This window comes from Pseudarthrobacter sp. fls2-241-R2A-127, assembly GCF_030209355.1.
In the GTDB taxonomy this organism is placed as follows: domain Bacteria; phylum Actinomycetota; class Actinomycetes; order Actinomycetales; family Micrococcaceae; genus Arthrobacter.
In genome coordinates this window covers 56,161-74,961 of the sequence record NZ_JARVSF010000005.1, presented here as the reverse complement: position 1 = coordinate 74,961, position 18,801 = coordinate 56,161, and the positions used below count along the sequence as shown (strand labels likewise).

The 18,801-nt window shown below is 66.6% G+C and carries 17 protein-coding genes; all 17 read right to left on the bottom strand.

All coding sequences use genetic code 11. The annotated features are described in order from the left end of the window. Positions 1-30: 30 nt before the first annotated feature. Complete coding sequence (locus QRN53_RS02865; protein ID WP_285242515.1) at positions 31-957, bottom strand: RluA family pseudouridine synthase; 927 nt, start codon at positions 955-957, stop codon at positions 31-33. Then, positions 950-1,522, bottom strand: coding sequence for a signal peptidase II (gene lspA, locus QRN53_RS02860; RefSeq protein WP_285242514.1), 573 nt, complete (start codon positions 1,520-1,522; stop codon positions 950-952). The genes QRN53_RS02865 and lspA overlap by 8 nt, the downstream gene beginning before the upstream one ends. A gap of 94 nt (positions 1,523-1,616) precedes the next feature. Beyond that, entirely contained in the window at positions 1,617-2,300 is a 684-nt protein-coding gene (locus QRN53_RS02855; protein WP_285242513.1) for a DivIVA domain-containing protein, read from the bottom strand. A gap of 176 nt (positions 2,301-2,476) precedes the next feature. Next, the gene (locus QRN53_RS02850) at positions 2,477-2,764 is read right to left on the bottom strand and encodes a YggT family protein (protein ID WP_285242512.1); all 288 of its coding nucleotides are present in this window, start codon (positions 2,762-2,764) and stop codon (positions 2,477-2,479) included. A gap of 135 nt (positions 2,765-2,899) precedes the next feature. After that, positions 2,900-3,430 (bottom strand): cell division protein SepF, encoded by a 531-nt coding sequence (locus tag QRN53_RS02845; RefSeq protein WP_285242511.1) that lies wholly within the window; start codon positions 3,428-3,430, stop codon positions 2,900-2,902. Positions 3,431-3,520: 90 nt separating this feature from the next. Further along, a complete protein-coding gene (locus QRN53_RS02840; RefSeq protein ID WP_285242510.1) occupies positions 3,521-4,273 on the bottom strand; it encodes a YggS family pyridoxal phosphate-dependent enzyme in 753 nt (250 codons plus the stop codon). Further along, positions 4,266-4,955, bottom strand: coding sequence for a purine nucleoside phosphorylase YfiH/LACC1 family protein (locus QRN53_RS02835; protein ID WP_285242509.1), 690 nt, complete (start codon positions 4,953-4,955; stop codon positions 4,266-4,268). The genes QRN53_RS02840 and QRN53_RS02835 overlap by 8 nt, the downstream gene beginning before the upstream one ends. A gap of 8 nt (positions 4,956-4,963) precedes the next feature. Next, positions 4,964-6,217, bottom strand: a complete 1,254-nt coding sequence (gene ftsZ, locus QRN53_RS02830) for a cell division protein FtsZ (RefSeq protein WP_285242508.1) — start codon at positions 6,215-6,217, stop codon at positions 4,964-4,966. Between the two features lie 185 nt (positions 6,218-6,402). Then, positions 6,403-7,320 carry a cell division protein FtsQ/DivIB gene (locus QRN53_RS02825; RefSeq protein ID WP_285242507.1) on the bottom strand — a complete coding sequence of 306 codons (918 nt, stop codon included), beginning with the start codon at positions 7,318-7,320 and terminating at the stop codon, positions 6,403-6,405. Beyond that, positions 7,313-8,689 (bottom strand): UDP-N-acetylmuramate--L-alanine ligase, encoded by a 1,377-nt coding sequence (murC, locus tag QRN53_RS02820; RefSeq protein WP_285242506.1) that lies wholly within the window; start codon positions 8,687-8,689, stop codon positions 7,313-7,315. The genes QRN53_RS02825 and murC overlap by 8 nt, the downstream gene beginning before the upstream one ends. Further along, complete coding sequence (gene murG, locus QRN53_RS02815) at positions 8,686-9,786, bottom strand: undecaprenyldiphospho-muramoylpentapeptide beta-N-acetylglucosaminyltransferase (protein ID WP_285242505.1); 1,101 nt, start codon at positions 9,784-9,786, stop codon at positions 8,686-8,688. The genes murC and murG overlap by 4 nt, the downstream gene beginning before the upstream one ends. Positions 9,787-9,792: 6 nt before the next feature. Beyond that, positions 9,793-11,118 (bottom strand): putative lipid II flippase FtsW, encoded by a 1,326-nt coding sequence (gene ftsW, locus QRN53_RS02810; protein WP_285242504.1) that lies wholly within the window; start codon positions 11,116-11,118, stop codon positions 9,793-9,795. A 2-nt stretch (positions 11,119-11,120) separates the two neighbouring features. Then, positions 11,121-12,698 (bottom strand): UDP-N-acetylmuramoyl-L-alanine--D-glutamate ligase, encoded by a 1,578-nt coding sequence (gene murD / locus QRN53_RS02805; RefSeq protein WP_285242503.1) that lies wholly within the window; start codon positions 12,696-12,698, stop codon positions 11,121-11,123. Further along, positions 12,680-13,789, bottom strand: a complete 1,110-nt coding sequence (mraY, locus tag QRN53_RS02800) for a phospho-N-acetylmuramoyl-pentapeptide-transferase (RefSeq protein WP_285242502.1) — start codon at positions 13,787-13,789, stop codon at positions 12,680-12,682. The genes murD and mraY overlap by 19 nt, the downstream gene beginning before the upstream one ends. Further along, positions 13,786-15,249, bottom strand: a complete 1,464-nt coding sequence (locus QRN53_RS02795) for a UDP-N-acetylmuramoyl-tripeptide--D-alanyl-D-alanine ligase (RefSeq protein WP_285242501.1) — start codon at positions 15,247-15,249, stop codon at positions 13,786-13,788. The genes mraY and QRN53_RS02795 overlap by 4 nt, the downstream gene beginning before the upstream one ends. A 6-nt stretch (positions 15,250-15,255) precedes the next feature. Next, positions 15,256-16,887, bottom strand: a complete 1,632-nt coding sequence (locus tag QRN53_RS02790) for a UDP-N-acetylmuramoyl-L-alanyl-D-glutamate--2,6-diaminopimelate ligase (protein WP_285242500.1) — start codon at positions 16,885-16,887, stop codon at positions 15,256-15,258. A 96-nt stretch (positions 16,888-16,983) separates the two neighbouring features. Continuing rightward, the gene (locus QRN53_RS02785; RefSeq protein ID WP_285242499.1) at positions 16,984-18,789 is read right to left on the bottom strand and encodes a peptidoglycan D,D-transpeptidase FtsI family protein; all 1,806 of its coding nucleotides are present in this window, start codon (positions 18,787-18,789) and stop codon (positions 16,984-16,986) included. Positions 18,790-18,801: the final 12 nt, after the last annotated feature.

Here is an 18,801-nt window from a genome sequence, read left to right as displayed (position 1 = left end):
CCGGTTGGCGGCCCGGCCAGGCCGCCCGTGTCAGGCCTGTCCCGATTCCAGTACTTCCAGGGCGTAGGCCAAGTCCTGCGGGTAGTCGCTGGTGACGGTGACGAGTTCCCCGGTTACGGGGTGGTCGAATCCCAGCTGGCGGGCATGGAGCCACTGCCGGGTGAGCCCCAGGGTGGCGGCAAGGCGCGGGTCGGCGCCGTAGGTGAGGTCGCCGGCGCACGGATGGCGGAGGGCGGAAAAGTGGACCCGGATCTGGTGCGTCCGGCCCGTTTCCAGGTGCACTTCCACCAAGCTGGCCTTCCCGAAGGCTTCCAGGACTTCGTAGTGGGTTACCGAGGGGCGGCCGTCCTCGATGACGGCGAAGCGCCAGTCATGGCCGGGATGCCGGCCGATCGGGGCGTCGATGGTGCCTGTCAGGGGGTCCGGGAGGCCCTGGACCACCGCGTGGTACACCTTGTCCACCGTCCGCTCCTTGAAGGCCCGCTTGAGGGCCGTGTAGGCCCGCTCGGACTTGGCCACCACCATCACCCCGGATGTGCCGACGTCGAGCCGGTGCACGATTCCGGCCCGCTCCGGAGCGCCGGAGGTGGAGATGCGGTAGCCGGCGCCGGCCAGTCCGCCCACCACGGTGGGGCCAACCCAGCCGGGCGAGGGATGTGCCGCGACACCCACGGGCTTGTCGACGACGACGAAGTCCTCGTCGTCCAGCAGGATCTTCAGGCCTTCCACAGCTTCCTCCACGACTTCCAGCGGGTCCCGCCGCTCCGGGACAGTGACGTCGAGGACATCCCCCGCCACAAGTTTTGCCGATTTCCCCAGCACCTTCCCGCGGGTGAGCACATGGCCCTCGGCCAGCAGGGAGGCAGCCACCGACCGGGACACGCCAAGCAGGCCGGCCAGGCCGGCGTCAGCCCGTGTCCCACCGAATTCCTCCCCCACGACGATTCGCTCACTCATGGTCGGGCTTGTCCTTGTGTGCGTTCCCCAGGCGGGTTCCGTCCGGGGCGATTCCGCGGATGGTCAGGATGCAGATGATGGCGACCGCTGATACGACGGCGGAGTCCGCAATGTTGAAGATTGCGAAGTTGGGGAGCTGGATGAAGTCCACCACGTGCCCCATTCCGAAGGAAGGCTCGCGGAAGAGCCGGTCGGTCAGGTTGCCCAGTGCGCCGCCAAGCAGCAGCCCGAGCGCCAGTGACCACCAGGCCGAGCCCAGCCTGCGGACCTGCAAAAGAATGGCGACGGCGACGCCGGCCATGATGATGGAGAACACCCAGGTGACGTTCTCCCCGATCGAAAACGCGGCACCGGAGTTCCGGATGAAGTACCAGTGCAGCAGGGGCGGCAGGACCGGGATCCGCTCGCCCTCCACCATGGTTGATGTCACCCAGAGCTTGGTGAGCTGGTCCAGGACGTAGGCAAAGACCGCGAACCCGCCGAAGAGGGACAGCAGCACAGCCCGTCGGGGGCGCGGAGAGGATGGGGTGGGGCGTGCGGCGTCGGCTGCAAGTTCGTCAGTCATGGTGCTTTCACTTCGAAAAACTTAGGTGTCAATGCCAAAAGCCGGTGGCCGAGGAATCCTCAGCCACCGGCTTTCAGAATACGTGTTGCCAGGGTTAGTTCGCTTCGCTGACTTCCGGCGTCGCAACGGAACCACGGGCGTCCAGGTCGCGGAGCTGGCCCTCGATGTAGGCCTTCAGGCGTGAGCGGTAGTCGCGCTCGAAGCCGCGGAGCTGCTCCACCTTGCGCTCCAGGACGGAACGCTGCTGTTCCAGCGCGCCCAGGATCTTGCGGGACTTTTCCTGTGCGTCGTTGACGAGGCTGCTGGCTTCGATCTGCGCTTCCGCGATGATCTTGTCCTTCTGGGCCTGGCCCTCGGCGACGTGGCGGTCGTGCATCTGCTGCGCCATGGCCAGCAGGCCGGCAGCGGACTCGGCGGAAGGAGTGGAAGCGGCAGGCGCTGAGGGCGCGGCGGCGACCGGAGCGGCCGGCTGGACGTCCTTCTTCTTGCTGGCTTCGGCGGCCTTCGCTTCGGCTTCGGCCTTCTCGCGGGCTTCGTCCTTCTCGGACTTGACCGGGGCGGGGACCTTCTCCACAACAGGTGCGGCAGTGGTGCTTGCCGGGACGCTGGAACCGGCGTCGGCAAGCTTCTTGCGGAGCTCGTCGTTTTCCTGGTTCAGGCGGCGGAGTTCGACGACGATTTCGTCCAGGAAGTCGTCAACCTCGTCCTGGTCATAGCCCTCGCGGAACTTGGTGGGCTGAAAGCGCTTGTTGACAACGTCTTCTGGCGTCAAAGCCATCTGGTCACCTCACTGGTCTGGTTAGTCAGTAGGCCTTCCGGCCGTCAAAACTACGGTACCTAAATTTGGTCTGCTTACTCTAATTCAACACCGAGGTGTCAAACGGGAGGTTTCTTCGCTTTACAGTAGCTGTTCCGGGGAGGATCATCCTGCATTGCCAAGTCTTTATTGATGAATCAGGCCAGGTTCCTGGTGATGCTCATCGCAATGCTGACGCCGATGAACAGAATCAGGAAGCCCAGGTCCAGGGAGATGCCGCCGAGCCGGAGGGGCGGGATCATCCGCCGCAGTCCCTTGAGCGGCGGATCCGTGATCGAATACACAGCGTGCGCCACGACCAGCGCCACGCCGCGGGGCCGCCATTCCCTCGCGAACATCTGCACCCAGTCGTAAACCAGGCGGATGATGAGGGCGACGAAGAACAGCAGCAGCGCGAGATAGAGAAGTCCGAAAACAATTCCCATGACTTATTTCATATCTCCATATTTCGTGCGGACCATCCCGTCCGGATGCCGCTGTGTCCTGCTGGTGTCTTGTCTATTTCAGCACAGATGCCAGACAGGTGTCCCTGCCTGGCATCTGTCGTAGGGCTTTTGCCGTCAGCTCTGGTTGAAGAAACTGGCCTGGGTGTCGCTGGCTTTCTTGTCGTCGCCGATCACTTCGACGTAGGACGGCGAGAGCAGGAACACCTTGTTGGTGACCCGTTCAATGCTGCCGCGGAGGCCGAATACCAGCCCGGCCGAGAAGTCCACCAGGCGCTTTGCGTCTGCCTCGCCCATGTCCGTGACGTTCATGATCACCGGGATGCCGTCCCTGAAGCTTTCACCGATGAGCTTGGCATCGTTGTAGGAGCGGGGGTGGATGGTGGTGATTTGGCGAAGTCCGGTGTTCTCTTCACGGCTCGAGGCCGCACGCTTAATCGGGGTCACTGGGGCGCGGTATTCCTCTTCAGGGGTGTAAGACGCCTCACGGCTGACTTCGCGGACCGGTGCCGGGGCACGGCGTTCCTCGCGGTCGACTTCCATGGGTTCGTCCTCATCCTTACGTGTGGTCTGGTGCTCGGACTCGTAATGCTCATCGCCGTCGGCGAGCCCAAGATAGATCATTGTCTTGCGCAGAGCGCCGGCCATGGTCGACTCCTAATCGTGTCCCGTAAGCGGGCCGCCCAATGACTTGACAGCACTGGAGTCCCCCGCCCATCACTTCCAACAGGTCCGACGCTACCCCACCACCGGACGCGAACCGAGAATATCGGAACCGATTCGCAGGTGTGTCGCCCCGAACTTGACGGCCGCCTCCAGGTCCTGGCTCATGCCGGCCGAGATGGCAGCGGCTCCGGGGTGGTCGGCCACGAGCCGGGCCGAAATTGCCGCGAGCTTCTCGAAGGCCGGTTCCGGCGGCGCTCCCAGCGGCGCCACGGCCATGACCCCGGCCAGGTGCAGGCCGATGGAACCGGCCATCCTTTCCGCCAGCAGGGGCACGTCGGCGGGGTCAGCCCCGCCCCGGTGCGTGCCGCCGTCGTCCTCCAGGCTGACCTGGATGAAGCAGTCAAGAGGGGCCCGCCCCGCGGCATCCATCTCATTCCGCACGGCCTTGGCCAGGGCGTCCACGAGCTGAAGGCGGTCCACTGAGTGGACGGCAGCGGCGTACCGGACCACCGATTTGGCCTTCTTGCTCTGCAACTGGCCCACGAAATGCCAGTTGAGGGCCAAGCCCGCCAGTTCGGCGGATTTGGCAGCCGCCTCCTGGTCCCGGTTCTCGCCCACGTCGGTGACCCCGAGCGTGGCGAGCCGCCGGATGTCCGCGGCCGGGTGGAACTTGGTGACCACGATGAGCGACGGCGGACGGTCGCTGCGACCTGCGCTTTCGGCCGCAGCTGCGATCCGCTTCCGTACCGCGGTGAGCCGCTGTGCGAGTTCCGTGGCGCGGGGATCGAGCGCCGGGTCCTGTTCGCCGTGCGGATGCTCAGTCATGGCACCACACCAGCCCGGCGAAGCGGCCGGTATTCCGGTCCCGGCGGTAGGAGTACAGCGATTGGGTCTCGAGGGTGCAGGGTCCGGAGTAGGCCACTTCGACGCCGGCGGCCTCCAGTTGGCTCCGGGCCCCCGCGGGCAGGTCCAGCCCTGGGGTTCCCCAGGAGGTGGTGCTCCATGTTGCGGGTACCTTGGCAGCTACTTCGTCGCGCAGGGCAGCGGGGACCTCGTAGCACGCTCCGCAGATCGAAGGCCCCAGCCACGCACGGATACGGGATGCCCCAAGGGACTTCATGGCATCCACGGCGGCGGGCAGGACTCCGTCGGCGGTACCGGGCCGGCCGGCATGGACGGCAGCGAGGACGGGCCCGTCGCCCGACTCCCCCGCGAGTATTACGGGGATGCAGTCGGCCACCATGACGGCCAGGGGAAGACCCCTGGACACCATGGCATCAGCTTCGGGAACCGGAGAGTCCCGCCCCATCAGGGCGACGGCGGTGCCGTGGACCTGATTCATGAAGCACAGCGACCCCGGGAGGGCGCCGATGGATTCCTCCAGGCGGCTCCGGCGCGCCATGACCCGGGCGGGGTCGTCCCCCACGTGCAGGGCCAGGTTTCCGGCACCGGCGTCGGTGAATGCGGCCGACACCCCGGGCAGGATGTCGGCGCGCCAATGGAACAAGCCGGTGCCTACTTCAGGAAGTCGGGGACATCCAGGTCGTCCGGGTGGTTGCCGGTCATGTCCGGCTCCACGACGGACGGGAGGTCCACGTCGAAACCGGAGTCGGCCGGGACGGCAGACGGACGCTGCTGGCCCCAGTTGCTCAGGCCCGCGGCACCGACACCGGCATGGATGGGCTGGACGTTCTGCTGGTGGCTTCCGCTGCCCTGCTGGTTTCCACCCTGGGGGTGGGCAGAGGCGGGGGCGGCAGCGGGGGCAGCGGGCCGCTGGGGGGCGGCCTGCGGCTGTGACTGGTCCATGGACGGTGAGGTGGCCTTGACGTCGTCGAAGCCGGCAGCAATGACGGTGACGCGTGCTTCGTCGCCCAGGGCGTCATCGATGACGGCGCCGAAGATGATGTTGGCCTCCGGGTGGGCCACTTCCTGGACCAGCCGTGCGGCTTCGTTGATCTCGAAGAGGCCCAGGTCGGATCCACCCTGGATGGAGAGCAACACGCCGTGGGCGCCGTCGATCGAGGCTTCCAGCAGGGGCGATGCAATGGCCAGTTCGGCAGCCTTGACGGCGCGGTCCTCACCGCGTGCCGAGCCGATACCCATGAGCGCGGAGCCGGCCCCCTGCATCACGGACTTGACGTCGGCGAAGTCGAGGTTGATCAGGCCCGGGGTGGTGATGAGGTCGGTGATGCCCTGGACACCGGACAGCAGGACCTGGTCGGCGGAACGGAAGGCGTCCAGCACCGAGACGTTGCGGTCGCTGATGGAGAGCAAGCGGTCGTTGGGGATCACGATCAGGGTGTCCACTTCGTCGCGCAGGGCGTCGATGCCGGCCTCGGCGGAGCCGGCGCGGCGCCGGCCCTCGAAAGTGAACGGACGGGTGACAACGCCGATGGTCAGGGCCCCGAGGGAGCGTGCGATCCGGGCGACGACGGGAGCGCCGCCGGTGCCCGTTCCGCCGCCTTCGCCGGCGGTCACGAAGACCATGTCGGCGCCGCGGAGGACTTCCTCGATCTCGTCTGCGTGGTCCTCGGCAGCCTGCTTGCCTACCTCCGGGTTGGCCCCGGCCCCCAGGCCGCGGGTCAGCTCGCGCCCGACGTCGAGCTTGACGTCGGCGTCGCTCATCAGCAGGGCCTGGGCGTCGGTGTTGATGGCGATGAATTCAACACCCCTGAGGCCGACCTCGATCATGCGGTTGACTGCGTTCACGCCACCGCCGCCGATGCCGACGACTTTGATGACGGCCAAGTAATTCTGCGGAGCTGCCACGTTACGTGTCCCTTGTTCGTGTCTGTATTGCGAAAACTGATGGTGAGCTTGAACCCTGCAACCTTAACCTTCGAGTTGAAGATTATAGTTATGTCAAGTAACTCATGTCTGTGACGGTATTTCCTCTGGATCCGACATTCAATAACCGGGTCCGCGTGTCGGATTAATACCGGGAAAGAAAGCGCTCAGCGCGTCACGGGGTGCCGGGGCACACTGACATCGTAGACCCTGACGGGGTTCTTCGGATCCGCCGGAACCTTGAGCAGCGCGGCCAGCACCTTGGCCTTGAGCTCCTTTTCCGAAGCGTTGCCCCAAACGATCGTCTGGCCGTCCACGAGCTTCAGCTCGACGGCATCCACGGACTGGGCGGAGGCATTGGAAAGCCTGGCCAGCACGTCCGCCGGCAACGCACCCAAGACTGCTGCCGTGGCACGGAACAGATCCTGGCCGATCGCGCCGGCCCCGCCGTCAATCACCGGCAGCGACGCCGACGCCGGATCGGCCGTGGTGCCCAGCTGGACGCCGTCGACATCCACCAGTTGGTACTGATCGCCCTGCTTAACCAGGGCCACGGGGACCCGCTCGTGCACCGCGATGGCCAGCGTGGAGGGCGGCCGCGCCTCGACCGAAACGGACTTAACCTGGACCAACGGCCCGAGGAGGTTCCGGACGTCCTCATCACTGATCTGCGGCAGCGGCTTGCCGTGGAGCGGTTCCAGGGCGGCCTGCACCTGGGCGGGCGTCAGGAGCCGGGTGCCGCTGACCGAGATGGTCTGGAGGGCGAGGACGGGTGAATAGATGGCACCGGCCACGATCCCGGCCACCAGCACCAGCACGGTGCCCACGGCGATCAGGATTTTCTTCCGGCGCCGTTTGGCTTTGGGCTCCGGGAACGCCAAAACTGTCGCACCGGCCGGTTCCTGCACCTTGGCCGGTTTTTGCGCCGCCTGGTCCGGAATGCCGCGCGAAGCGGTGATGACGTCCCCGCCGGGGGCAGGGGTACCACCGTTCTCCGGGTCTTTCCGGGCACCGGTACCCGCGGCTGCGTCGGTCCGGTTGGGCCGCTTCGGAGGGGCGTAGGTGGGGCGGCGGGAGCTAGGCATGAAGTGCCTCCACGATCCGGGGGCCATAGGCGGTGACGTCACCGGCACCGACGGTCAGGACGACGTCGCCCTCGCCGGCGGCTGCTGCCAGGGTGGGGACGGCGTCGTCGGCTGCCACCAACCGTCCTCCCCCGGTGAGGTGGTCGGCGATGAGCTGGCTGGTGACGCCCGGAATGGGGTCTTCCCTGGCAGGATAGATGTCCAGGACCAGGGCGGTGTCAGCGAGGTTCAGGGCGTCGGCGAATTCGGCCGCGAACTCCCTCGTCCGGGAGAACAGGTGCGGCTGGAACAAGACGTGGACTTTATGGTCCCCGGCGACGGAGCGGGCCGCGGCAAGGGCAGCACGGACTTCCGTGGGGTGGTGAGCGTAATCGTCGAAGACCCGCACCCCCCGGGCTGAGCCTTTCAGTTCGAAGCGGCGGGAGGCTCCCGAGAACTCGGCAAGGCCGGCCGCGGCTGCCGCCGGATCCACGCCTAGTTCCAGGGCCACTGCAAACGCCGCTGCGGCATTGAGCGCGTTGTGCCGGCCGGGTACCTGCAGGGCAAGCGGGAACTGCGCACCGGGGGTTGCCACGGCCACCTGGCCCGGGCCGTCGTCGAGCAGCCGAACGTCAGCGGCCTCGCTGGTGCCGTACAGGACCACCCGCGCGGCCCCGCGGGCCTTGGTCCTCTCGGCGAGGGCCAACGCTCCGGCGTCGTCAGCACAGGCAACGAGGAGCCCGTCAGAAGGCAGCAGCGCGGTGAACCGGTCAAAGGACGCGTAGACCGCCTCGGCTGTGCCGTAGTAGTCGAGGTGGTCGGGCTCGACGTTGGTGACGACGGCGATCCGGGGCCGGTAGTTAAGGAAGGAACCATCGGATTCGTCGGCCTCCGCAACGAAGATCCCTGATGTCCCGTGGGCGGCGTTGACGCCAAGGGCGGGAATATTGGCCCCCACGGCGAAGGAGGGGTCCAAGCCGGCAGCACGCAGCAACACGGTAATCATGGAGGTCGTGGTGGATTTTCCATGCGTTCCCGCCACCGTCACCACGGCGTCGTCCTCCATGGTGGCTGCCAGGGCCTCGGAGCGGTGCAGTACGGGCAGCCCGGCCTTCCTCGCCGCAGCCAGTTCGGGGTTGTCTTCCCTGATGGCGGACCCGGCCACCACCGTCTGTGCATCCCCCAGGTTTTCCGCGGCATACCCGACCGCGATGCGGGCACCGGCCGCCGCGAGGTCCGCCATGACGGGCAGGTCCTTGGCATCGGATCCGCTGACCGGGACGCCACGGGCCACCATGATCCGGGCCACGGCGGACATGCCCACTCCCCCGACGCCGATGAAGTGCACCCTGCCGAGGGTGTCGGTGTGTGCGTTGGTGATGGGGTTCATGCGGATACCGCTTCCAGGACAAGACCAGCCATCCGCTGGTCGGCATTTCGGATACCGAGCCGGTAGGACTTTGCTTCCATGGCTGCGAGCCGTGCCTTGTCGGTGATCAGGGGGATCAGTTCGCGTGCCACCCAGTCGGGAGTAAATTCACGGTCGGCCACCAATAGTGCGCCGCCTGCGGCGACCAGGCCAGCGGCGTTCAAGGACTGCTCGCCGTTGCCGATGGGAAGGGGCACCAGCACTGCGGGAACGCCCACGGCTGCTACCTCGCAGACCGTAGCGGCCCCCGAGCGTGCCAGCAGCAGGTCAGCCGCGGCGTAGGCGAGCTCCATGCCGTCGATGTACTCCACCTGCCGGTACCCCTCCGCGGCGAGGGGCTGGCCGGCCTCATCCAGCACGGTCTTGCCGCGGCCGGTGACGTGCAGCGTCTGGATTCCGGCGTCGGCAAGCGCGCCCACGGCGGCGGCGATGGTGCGGTTGATGCTTTGCGCTCCGGAGGACCCACCCGTCACGATCAAGGTGGGCTGCTGGGGATCAAGCCCCAAAGCGGCCCTGGCCGAAGTCCTGGCGGCCTTGCGGTCCAGCCCGGAGATTTCCTTCCGCATGGGCATTCCCACATGGACGGCATTCCGGAGCGGGGTGCCTTCGAATGCCACGGCCACCCGGCCGTTGAGGAATGCCCCCACCCGGTTGGCCAGTCCCGGGCGTGCGTTGGCCTCGTGGATCACCACGGGGATCCGGCGCTTCCGTGCGGCCAGGTACATGGGGGTGCAGACGTACCCGCCCACACCCACCAGCACATCAGCGTGGGCCCGGTCCAGGATGGCGCCAGCCTGGCGGACCGCGCCGGCCAGCCTCGCTGGCAGGCGGAACAGGTCAGCTGAGGGTTTCCGTGGAAACGGCACCCGGTCAATCGTGGCCAGTTGCACGCCGGCGGCCGGAACCAGGCGGGTTTCCATCCCGGACGGCGTTCCGACGGCGAGGATCTCCGCCCCCGGTGCTTCGCTCCGGAGTGCAGCCGCGATGGCGAGCAGGGGGCTGATGTGGCCGGCCGTACCGCCACCGGCCAGGACGATAGAGGGTGTTGCAGGTGTCATCTGAGGTTAGGCACGCTTTCTGGAATTCTTGGGTTGGCTCTTGTCGCGGTCTTTCCGGGCCTTGAACGTCAGCATCCGCTTGGGCCGCATGGCCGGCGCCATTTGCTCCCGGGCAAGGGAGAGGACCACGCCGATCGCGCACAGGGACATCATCAGAGCCGAACCGCCGTAGGAAATGAACGGCAGCGGCACACCGATGACGGGCACCAGTCCGGTGACCACGGACATGTTCACGGTGGCCTGGCCCAGGAGCCAGACCATGATGGTGCCGGCCAGGACGCGGTGGAACATGTCTTCCTGAGCCACCACCACCCGGTAGATCGCGGCGCCCAGGATGGCGAACAGGACCAGCACGACGACGGTCCCTACCAGGCCGAGTTCCTCGCCGATGATGGCGAAGATGAAGTCGTTGTGGGCTTCGGGGATCCAGCTGTACTTTTGCCGGCTCTGACCAAGGCCCACCCCGAGCCAGCCACCGGAGGCGAGTCCGTAGAGGCCGTTGGTTGCCTGATAGTTGGCGTCGACGCCGTCGGCGCAGGACTGCCCCGTCCACCAGGAGGTGATCCGGCACATGCGGTTGGAGCTGGTGATGGCCATGAAGGCGGTGCCGGCGGCGGCGATGATGCCGGCGATCCCGAACAGGTAGAGGGGTACACCGGCGAAGAACAGGGCCGCGGCCACGATCATCATGATGATCATGGCCGTGCCGAGGTCGTTGCCCACCAGGATCAGGACGATGACGACCGCGGCCATGGGTATGGCCGGAACCAAGACGTGCTGCCACCGGCTGAGCAGCCTGCCCTTCCTGGCAAGGACAGTGGCCATCCAGAGGGCGAGGGCCAGCTTCGCCGCTTCCGAGGGCTGGAAGCTGATGCCGCCGATGTCGATCCAGTTCCGGTTGCCATTGATTTCCTCGCCCACCACCTGGACGAGCCCCAGCAGCAGCACGGCGGCCCCGACGGCGGGCCAGGCCAGCCGCTTGAGCCATACGACGTTGATGCGCGAAAGGACGAACATGGTGAAGATCCCGATCGCCGCAAAGACGCCCTGTTTAATGGCGTCGCCGTAGGGGGATTTGCCGGCAGCGATCGATTCGACGCTGGAGGCGGAGAGCACCATCATGATGCCGATGGCGGTCAGGGCAACGGTGGCACCCAGGATCAGGTAGTAGGTGGAGCCGCTCTTGGAGGTTCCGGTGCCCTCCAGGGCGGACCAGAACTTGTGGTGCAGGGCCTGCAGTCTCATCCGGAATGATGCCGGCGGCCGGGCGGCCTTGGCAGCGGAGCCGGAGCGCGGCTTGCTGCCCTGTGGCCGGGTTGGCGTGCTGACCATTGTTACTCCTCGCCGGTCTGGGCCTGCCCTTCCACCAGCTCGCGGACAGCGTCGATGAATGTACCACCACGGTGAGCGTAGGAAGAGAACTGATCCATGGAGGCCGCAGCCGGCGCCATCAGCACGGTGTCGCCTGATTCGGCGAGCCGGGCTGCTGACGCGACGGCCCGGACCATCACCAGTTCTCCGTTGCCGGGGGAACCGGCCGCTGTGGCACCGGGCGCAGAAGCAGTCTCCACGCCTTCAGTGTCGCCCGCTTCCGGCTCGATGACCGGGACATCCGGCGCGTGTCGCCGGATGGCCTCACGGAGGCCGCTGGTGTCAGTTCCGATCAGGACCACGGCTTTGAGCCTGGCGGCGTGCTGCCTGACGAGGTCGTCGTAGCTGACGCCCTTTGAGAGTCCACCGGCGATCCAGACCACCTTGGTGAAGGCGGAGAGGGAAGCCGAGGCGGCATGCGGGTTGGTGGCTTTGGAGTCATTAACCCAGAGGACTCCGTTCATGCGGGCCACCGGCTGGATGCGGTGGTCTCCCGGGACGTAGTCCAGGATGCCTTGGCGGACGGCCTTGGGGTCAACACCGTATGCGCGCACCAGGCCGGCGGCAGCGAGGGCGTTGGCCACCATGTGGCGGGGTGCCAGCGGTCCGAGGTCGGCCATGGACGCGAGTTCTGCTGCGCTTTCCCGGCGTTCTTCGATGAACGCACGGTCCACGAGCAGCCCCTCGACGACGCCAAGCATGCTGATGGCAGGCGTGACCGTGGTGAAGCCCACGGCACGGCAGCCCTCGACGACGTCGGCGTTCTCCACCATCCGCTCGGTTTCAATCTGCTCGGCGTTGTAGATGCAGGCTTTTTGGGTGTTCTCGTAAACTTTGGCCTTGTCAGCCAGGTACGAATCGTAGGATCCGTGCCAGTCCACGTGGTCCTCGGCCACGTTGAGGCACACGCTGGCCACCGGCGAGAGCGACTCGGCCCAGTGCAGTTGGAAGCTGGAAAGTTCGACGGCGAAGACGTCGTAGTCGACCGGATCGCGAAGGGCATCGAGGATGGATGTGCCAACGTTGCCGACGGCGATGGCCTTCAGGCCGGCGGCCCGGAGCATCGATTCCGTAAGGCCCACCGTGGTGGTCTTTCCGTTCGTTCCGGTAATGGCCAGCCAGTCGGCCGTCTTACGGCCCTCTCTGATCCGCACGCGCCAGGCGAGCTCGACGTCACCCCACACTGGGATGTGCGCGCGGGCCGCGGCAGCGAGTAGCGCCTGGTCCGGGCGCCACCCGGGCGAGGTCACGATCAGTTCCGGGAGTTCGCCGTCGATCCGGGGAATGTGGGTGACGGCATCCGGCCCCAGCAGGACGTCGGCGGCACCCACGATTTTCAGGGTATCGGCATGCGCCCGCGCCGTGTCGCTGGTGGCGGCGTCCACCACCACCACGCGTGCGCCGAGTTCGATCAGGGTGTCTGCCGCCGCGAACCCGGAGACGCCGATGCCGGTGACGGCAACGCGCAGGCCGGCCCAATCGGAGTCCCAGGAGACGAGGTTGGCCAGGCGGGGGGAAACGGTCACAGCAGTACAACCCATTCAGCGTAGAAGATGCCCAGGCCCACGGCGACGAAGAGTCCGCCCAGGATCCAGAACCGGACCACAACGGTCACTTCGGCCCACCCCTTCAGTTCAAAGTGGTGCTGCAGCGGCGCCATCTTGAACACGCGTTTTCCGCCGGTGGCTTTGAAGTAGCCCACCTGGATGATGACGGAAAGGGTGATCAGTACGAAGAGGCCGCCGACGATGCCCAGCAGCAGTTCCGTCCTGGACAGGATGGCGAACCCGGCCACCGCTCCACCGATGGCAAGCGAACCGGTGTCGCCCATGAAGATCTTGGCCGGCGAGGTGTTCCACCAGAGGAAGCCCACCAGGGCTGCACTCAGGATTGCGGCAAGGAGGGCCAGGTCCAGCGGATCCCTGACGAGGTAGCAGCCGCTGCCGGCCTCCCGCGGTGAACCGCACGCCTGGTTGCTCTGCCATATGCCCATGAGCGTATATGCACCGAACACCATGATCGAGGCACCGGCAGCCAGGCCGTCCAGGCCGTCGGTGAGGTTGACGCCGTTGGTGGCCGCCGTGACGATCAGGTTGGACCAGATAACGAACAGGATGGCGCCCAGCACGGTGCCCCCGAACGCGAGGTCCAGCCATGGCAGGTCGCGGACCAGGGAAATCTTGGTGGACGCCGGAGTGAGCCCGGCGCCGTTGGGGAAGTTCAGCGCCAGGATGGCGAAGATGATGCCTACAGCTGCCTGGAGGATCAGCTTGGCCTTGGCGTTGAGGCCCAGGCTCCGCTGCCGGGAGATCTTGATGAAGTCGTCCAGGAATCCCACCAGCCCCATGCCCACCATGAGGAACAGCAGGATGAGCGCGGAGGCCGAAGGGCCGGGCGAGTCGGGATTCATCATCAGCATGATGAGGTGGGTGAGCCCGTAGCTGAGCAGGACCGCGGCAACCACCACGGTGCCGCCCATGGTGGGCGTGCCACGCTTCGTGTGGTGCGAGGTGGGGCCGTCGTCGCGGATGAATTGACCATAGCCGCGGCGGACCAGCAGCCGGATGAACAACGGGGTGCCGACGAGGGCGCACAGCAGGGCAAGGCCCGCACCGATCAGGAGAGCAATCACAGCAGAGTGCTCCTTTCGTCGGCAGGTGTCGGGGATGTGGGTAATGCTATCCGATCACCCAAATGGCGGAGCCCAACGCTGTTGGACGACTTGAACAGCACCAGGTCCCCCGGCTGCAGTTCGGCCTCAAGGATTTGCTGGGCCTCATCGACCGTTTCGGCGAAGAGGCATTCGTCGCCCCAGGATCCTTCCTGGACGGCGGAAACGTAGAGTGCACGGGCTTCGCGGCCAACCACCAGCAGCCTGGAGATGTTGAGCCGCACCACTTGGGTGCCCACCGCGGTGTGCTCGCGGATGGAGTCCTCGCCGAGTTCCAGCATGGCCCCCAGGACGGCCCAGGTCCGGCGCCCCCGGCCAAGGTCGGCCAGGGTTCGCAAGGCGGCACGCATGGATTCGGGGTTGGCGTTGTAGGCATCGTTGATGATGGTGACGCCGTCCTGCCGCTCGGTGCGTTCCATCCGCCAGCGGCTGGCGGCCACCTGCTTGCTCAATGAATCAGCAATGTGAACGCCAGGCACCCCTGCGGCCCACGCGGCTGAGGCAGCCGCCAGCAGGTTGCCCACGTGGTGGGCGCCGATGAGCCGGCTGCGGACGTGCCGCGGCGCTTCGCCGCCAGGCAGCTGGAGATCGAATTCCGGGCAGCCCTCAGCGTTGGTGTCGGCATTCAGCGCCTGCACCAGTGCCTCGGGGCGGCCTTCCGCGGAGAAGCCGAGGACTGTCGCGGAGGTCCGGCTGCGCATCGCGGCGACGCGTTCGTCGTCGAGGTTGATGATGGCGGTGCCTGCGCTGGTGAGTCCTTCAACCATTTCGCCCTTGGCCAGCGCGATGTTTTCCACTCCCCCGAACTCGCCTGCGTGGGCTGTTCCGACTGCGAGCACGACTCCGATGTCCGGTTTGACCATCTCCGCCAGGTAGCGGATATGGCCGATCCCCGTGGCGCCCATTTCAATGACCAGGTAGCGGGTGTCGGTTCCGGCCCGGAAAACCGTCAGCGGTACGCCAACCTCACCGTTGTAGGAGCCCTGCGGCGCTACGGTCGCCCCCTGGGTGGCGAATATTCCGGCCAGGAGGTCCTTGGTGGTGGTCTTGCCTGCTGACCCGGTGATGCCAACGACCGTCAGCTGGTCTCCCGCCGCTGACCGCGCGGCACGGATCCGGCGGACAGCTTCAGCGGCGAGGGCGCCCATGGCGATGACGGCGTCGCTGACCAGGACGGTCGGGTAGCCCTGGCCGTCCACCGCTGTGACGGGGCGTTCGACGAGGGCCAGAACGGCTCCGGCAGCAAACGCGGCGTCCAGGAAGTCGTGGCCGTCGGCCTGCTCACCCGGCTTCGCGACGTAGAGCGAACCCGGCGTGGCTTCACGTGAATCCGTCACCACCGAAAGGGGCGTAATTCCGGGATCGGCGTCCAGGCGCCCGTTGGTGATTTCGGCGATTTCCGCCGCAGTAAATGCAATCATCTCGGTCTAGGACTCTATCCGGTCGTCATGGAGAACGTTGAATCCCCTGGCTGTCAAGGCGCTGCGCAGTTCCACCCTGTCGTCGAGGGCGAGGTTGACGCCCTTGACCTCCTGCCAAACCTCGTGCCCGCGGCCGGCGACAAGAATCGTGTCCTGCGGGCGGGCGAGTTCTGCGGCGCGTCGGATGGCCTCGGCCCGCGGGAAGACTTCCAGCACCCCGGCGTCGAGCGATTCGTTCTGCACGGCCTCCCGGGCCCCCGCGAGTACGTCCGCGCGGATGGCGGCGGCATCCTCGTCGTGCGGGTCGTCGTCGGTGATGATCACGGTGTCAGCAAGCCGTGCGGCGATGGCCCCCATCGCCGGACGTTTGCCCTGGTCCCGCTGCCCTGTGGCACCGAACACCACGATCAGCCGTGAGCCGGGTTCCGGTGAGCGGACTGCTTCCAGGGCCCGCGCCAGTGCGTCTGTGTTGTGGGCAAAGTCCACGACGGCGGCCGGCCGGTCAGAGATCAGCTGCATGCGGCCCGGCACGGCGACGGTGAAGGGGTCGGCGCGGTCCAGGGCGGCCTGCAGGTCGGCGGCATCCACGCCGGAGGTAACGACCATGACGGCGGCGAGGGCGGCGTTGGCAACGTTGAAGCTGCCCGGCAGCCCGGTGTGGACGTTCAGGACGGCACCTTCAGGCCCCGCGAGGGTGAACTCGGTTCCGAGACCGCGTGGCGACGTCGATGTCACGCTCCAGTCGGCGGGCCCATGGCCGCTGGTGCTGAGCGTGGTGACCGGCACCTGGGCGTCGCCTGCCAGCCGGCGGCCCCACTCGTCGTCGACCGTGACCACGGCCTTCCGGGCGCGCCCGGGGGTGAAAAGCTCTGCCTTCGTGGCGAAGTAGCCGTCCATGGTGTGGTGCAGGTCCAGGTGGTCCTGGGTGAGGTTCGTAAACCCGGCGACGTCGAACAGCAGCCCGTCCACCCGCTGGTAGGAGATGGCGTGGGATGACACCTCCATGGCTGCGGCATCAAGCCCGCGCTCGTGCATGAGCGCCAGCAGTCCATGGACCTCGGGTGATTCCGGCGTGGTGAGGAGACTGGGAATTGGTTCTCCGCCGGCCTGGATTTCGATGGTACCGATCAGGCCTGCCTGCCGCCCCAGGGCCCGCAGGAGCGAGGTGATGAAGTAGGTCGTGGTGGTCTTCCCGTTGGTTCCGGTAACCCCGAAAAGCCGCAGCGGACTGCCATCCGCGGACTGGCTGCGGTAGATCAGGGCAGAGAGGGGCCCCACCTCGTTCCGGGGACTGTCCACAACCAGGACCGGGACGGACGTGTCAGCGGCGAGGGCAAGGAGCCGAGCGCCGGCGTCATCCGTCAGCACCGCGGCCGCACCGGCACCGATGGCGTCCGTCACGAAGTCGGCGCCATGCCGGCTGGCCCCGGGCAGTGCCACATACAGGTCGCCGGGCTCCACGGTGCGGGAGTTGATGGAAATGCCTGTGACCTGCACCTCGGCGGCCGGAGCGGGAACGGCTACTCCTACGGCGTTGCCGACGGCGGCCAGCGGGACGGCGGCTACGGCAGACGGCCGGAAGCGGCCCGCGCTTTCATCCCGGGCAGCGTCGCCGCCCGGCGTGGTGAACTCTGACAAGGGGATCTCCGATGGTGCTAGTGCGTGCCCGCCATGGTTCGCGCCGGGCACTGTGATGCGCTGGATGCTGCGGGTATTTACAGCGTGGCGCAGCGGCTACTTTGCGTACTGGGGCAACCTGACCGGCTGCCCGGTCGAAGGCTGGACGTTGTAGGTCCGCAGCGTCTGGCTCATGACGGACCGGAAGACCGGCCCGTTGGTGATGCCGTAGATGCTGCCCTTCGGCCGCTGGAGCACCACCTCCACAATAAACCGCGGATCATCCATTGGCGCCATTCCAACGATGGAAGCGGTGTAGCCGCAGTAGCCTGATTTGCCGTCGTCGCAGGGGGATTCGGACGTACCCGTCTTGGCACCCACCCGGTAGCCGTCGATGCCTGCGTCCTTGATCTCACCCTCGGTGACGGCGCTTTCCAGGATGTCCTTGACCTGCTGCGCGGTGTTGCCTGAGACCACCTGGCGGGAGGGCTGGGCCGGGACTTTCTCTTCCGTGCCGTCGGGGGAAATGTACGAGTCGATCAGCCGCGGCTGCAGCATGACACCGTTGTTCGCGATGCTCTGGTAGGCACGGACGGTCTGGAGCGTCGACTGGGAAACGCCCTGGCCAAACAGGACGGTGTACTGCTGCCGTCCGTCCCACTGGTCTGCGGGCGAGAGAATACCAGCTGCCGTCGCGGGGAGTCCGATGTCGGGCGCTTCGCCGATGCCGAACTTCTGCAGCCAGTCGTGACGCTGTTCCTTAGTGAGCCGCTGGCCGGCCATGACGGTTCCGGTGTTCATGGAATACCCGATGATGCCCGCGAGTGTCCGTTCCTCGGTCCCGTGGGTAAAGGCGTCACTGAAGGTCTGGCCGTCCACGGTGTAGGTGGGCGGAATCGTGAACTTGTCCAGCGGGCTGGCCAGCCCTTCGTCGATGACCGACGCCGCGGTTATCATCTTTTCCACTGATCCGGGCTCATAGGCCGCGGTCACGGAGCGCGTGCCGCGGTCTTTCGCAGCCACCAGGCCCGGGTTGTTGGGGTCAGGTGCATTGGTGTCCGCCAGGGCGAGGAGGTTGCCCGTCTTGGCGTCCATCACGATGATGACGCCCCATTCGGCGCTGAGCTTGTCCGTCTGGCTCTGGATGGCCTGCTGGGCGAAGTACTGGAGGTCCGAGTTGAGGGTGAGCTTGACGTCCTTGCCGTTCTGGGGCGGGGTCAACTCGTCGAGTCCGACGGGGATGCGCAGGCCGTCCGCGCCGATCTCGAACAGCCGTTTGCCGTCCGTGCCCTTCAGCTTGTCGTCCTGTGTCTGCTCGATGCCGGCTTGCCCGGTGGTGCCGTCCTGGAGGAAGCCCACCACCCCACCTGCAACTGCGCCGTTGGGGTAGACGCGCTTGCTGACGCCCTCGGCAACGATGCCCGGCACCTGGAGCTTGGAGATGCGGTCCTCGACGTCGGGCTTCACGTCCTTGGCCACGATGTAATAGGGCTGCTGGCCGGTTACGGCATCCCGAACAGCGGCGGTGTCCATCCCGAGGGCTGAGGCCAGTTCCGAGATTGCCTGGTCGCGGCTGACATCCACCAGCTTGTCATGCCCGTCGGCCTGCGGTTCGTACCGCTTGTAGGAGTCTGTCTTGGTGTTGACGCGCTGGTCCACCACGATGTTGTAGCGGATTACGCTGTTGGCGAGCACGGTGCCGCGGGAGTCAAGGATGCTGCCGCGTTCCGCCGGCAGGATCGCCGAGGTCATCCGGCTGTTCAATGCCGCTTCGGCCATGCCGCCAACGTCGAGGCCCTGGACCAGGAACAGCTTTCCGCCCACCACCAGCAGGAGCGTGAGCATGAGGCCCAGCCCCAGGCGCAAGCGCTTCGTGGCGTTGGGTGCCTTGCTTTTTCCTGCTTTGCCGGTCGTTTGCGCCACCGTGATATTCCT

What these genes read in the sequence shown, in the direction of transcription:
- QRN53_RS02865 (WP_285242515.1), bottom strand. Translation starts at nt 957, where the DNA reads ATGAGTGAGCGAATCGTCGTGGGGGAGGAATTCGGTGGGACACGGGCT.
- lspA (WP_285242514.1), bottom strand. Translation starts at nt 1,522, where the DNA reads ATGACTGACGAACTTGCAGCCGACGCCGCACGCCCCACCCCATCCTCT.
- QRN53_RS02855 (WP_285242513.1), bottom strand. Translation starts at nt 2,300, where the DNA reads ATGGCTTTGACGCCAGAAGACGTTGTCAACAAGCGCTTTCAGCCCACC.
- QRN53_RS02850 (WP_285242512.1), bottom strand. Translation starts at nt 2,764, where the DNA reads ATGGGAATTGTTTTCGGACTTCTCTATCTCGCGCTGCTGCTGTTCTTC.
- QRN53_RS02845 (WP_285242511.1), bottom strand. Translation starts at nt 3,430, where the DNA reads ATGGCCGGCGCTCTGCGCAAGACAATGATCTATCTTGGGCTCGCCGAC.
- QRN53_RS02840 (WP_285242510.1), bottom strand. Translation starts at nt 4,273, where the DNA reads ATGACTGAGCATCCGCACGGCGAACAGGACCCGGCGCTCGATCCCCGC.
- QRN53_RS02825 (WP_285242507.1), bottom strand. Translation starts at nt 7,320, where the DNA reads ATGCCTAGCTCCCGCCGCCCCACCTACGCCCCTCCGAAGCGGCCCAAC.
- murC (WP_285242506.1), bottom strand. Translation starts at nt 8,689, where the DNA reads ATGAACCCCATCACCAACGCACACACCGACACCCTCGGCAGGGTGCAC.
- murG (WP_285242505.1), bottom strand. Translation starts at nt 9,786, where the DNA reads ATGACACCTGCAACACCCTCTATCGTCCTGGCCGGTGGCGGTACGGCC.
- ftsW (WP_285242504.1), bottom strand. Translation starts at nt 11,118, where the DNA reads ATGGTCAGCACGCCAACCCGGCCACAGGGCAGCAAGCCGCGCTCCGGC.
- murD (WP_285242503.1), bottom strand. Translation starts at nt 12,698, where the DNA reads ATGGGTTGTACTGCTGTGACCGTTTCCCCCCGCCTGGCCAACCTCGTC.
- QRN53_RS02795 (WP_285242501.1), bottom strand. Translation starts at nt 15,249, where the DNA reads ATGATTGCATTTACTGCGGCGGAAATCGCCGAAATCACCAACGGGCGC.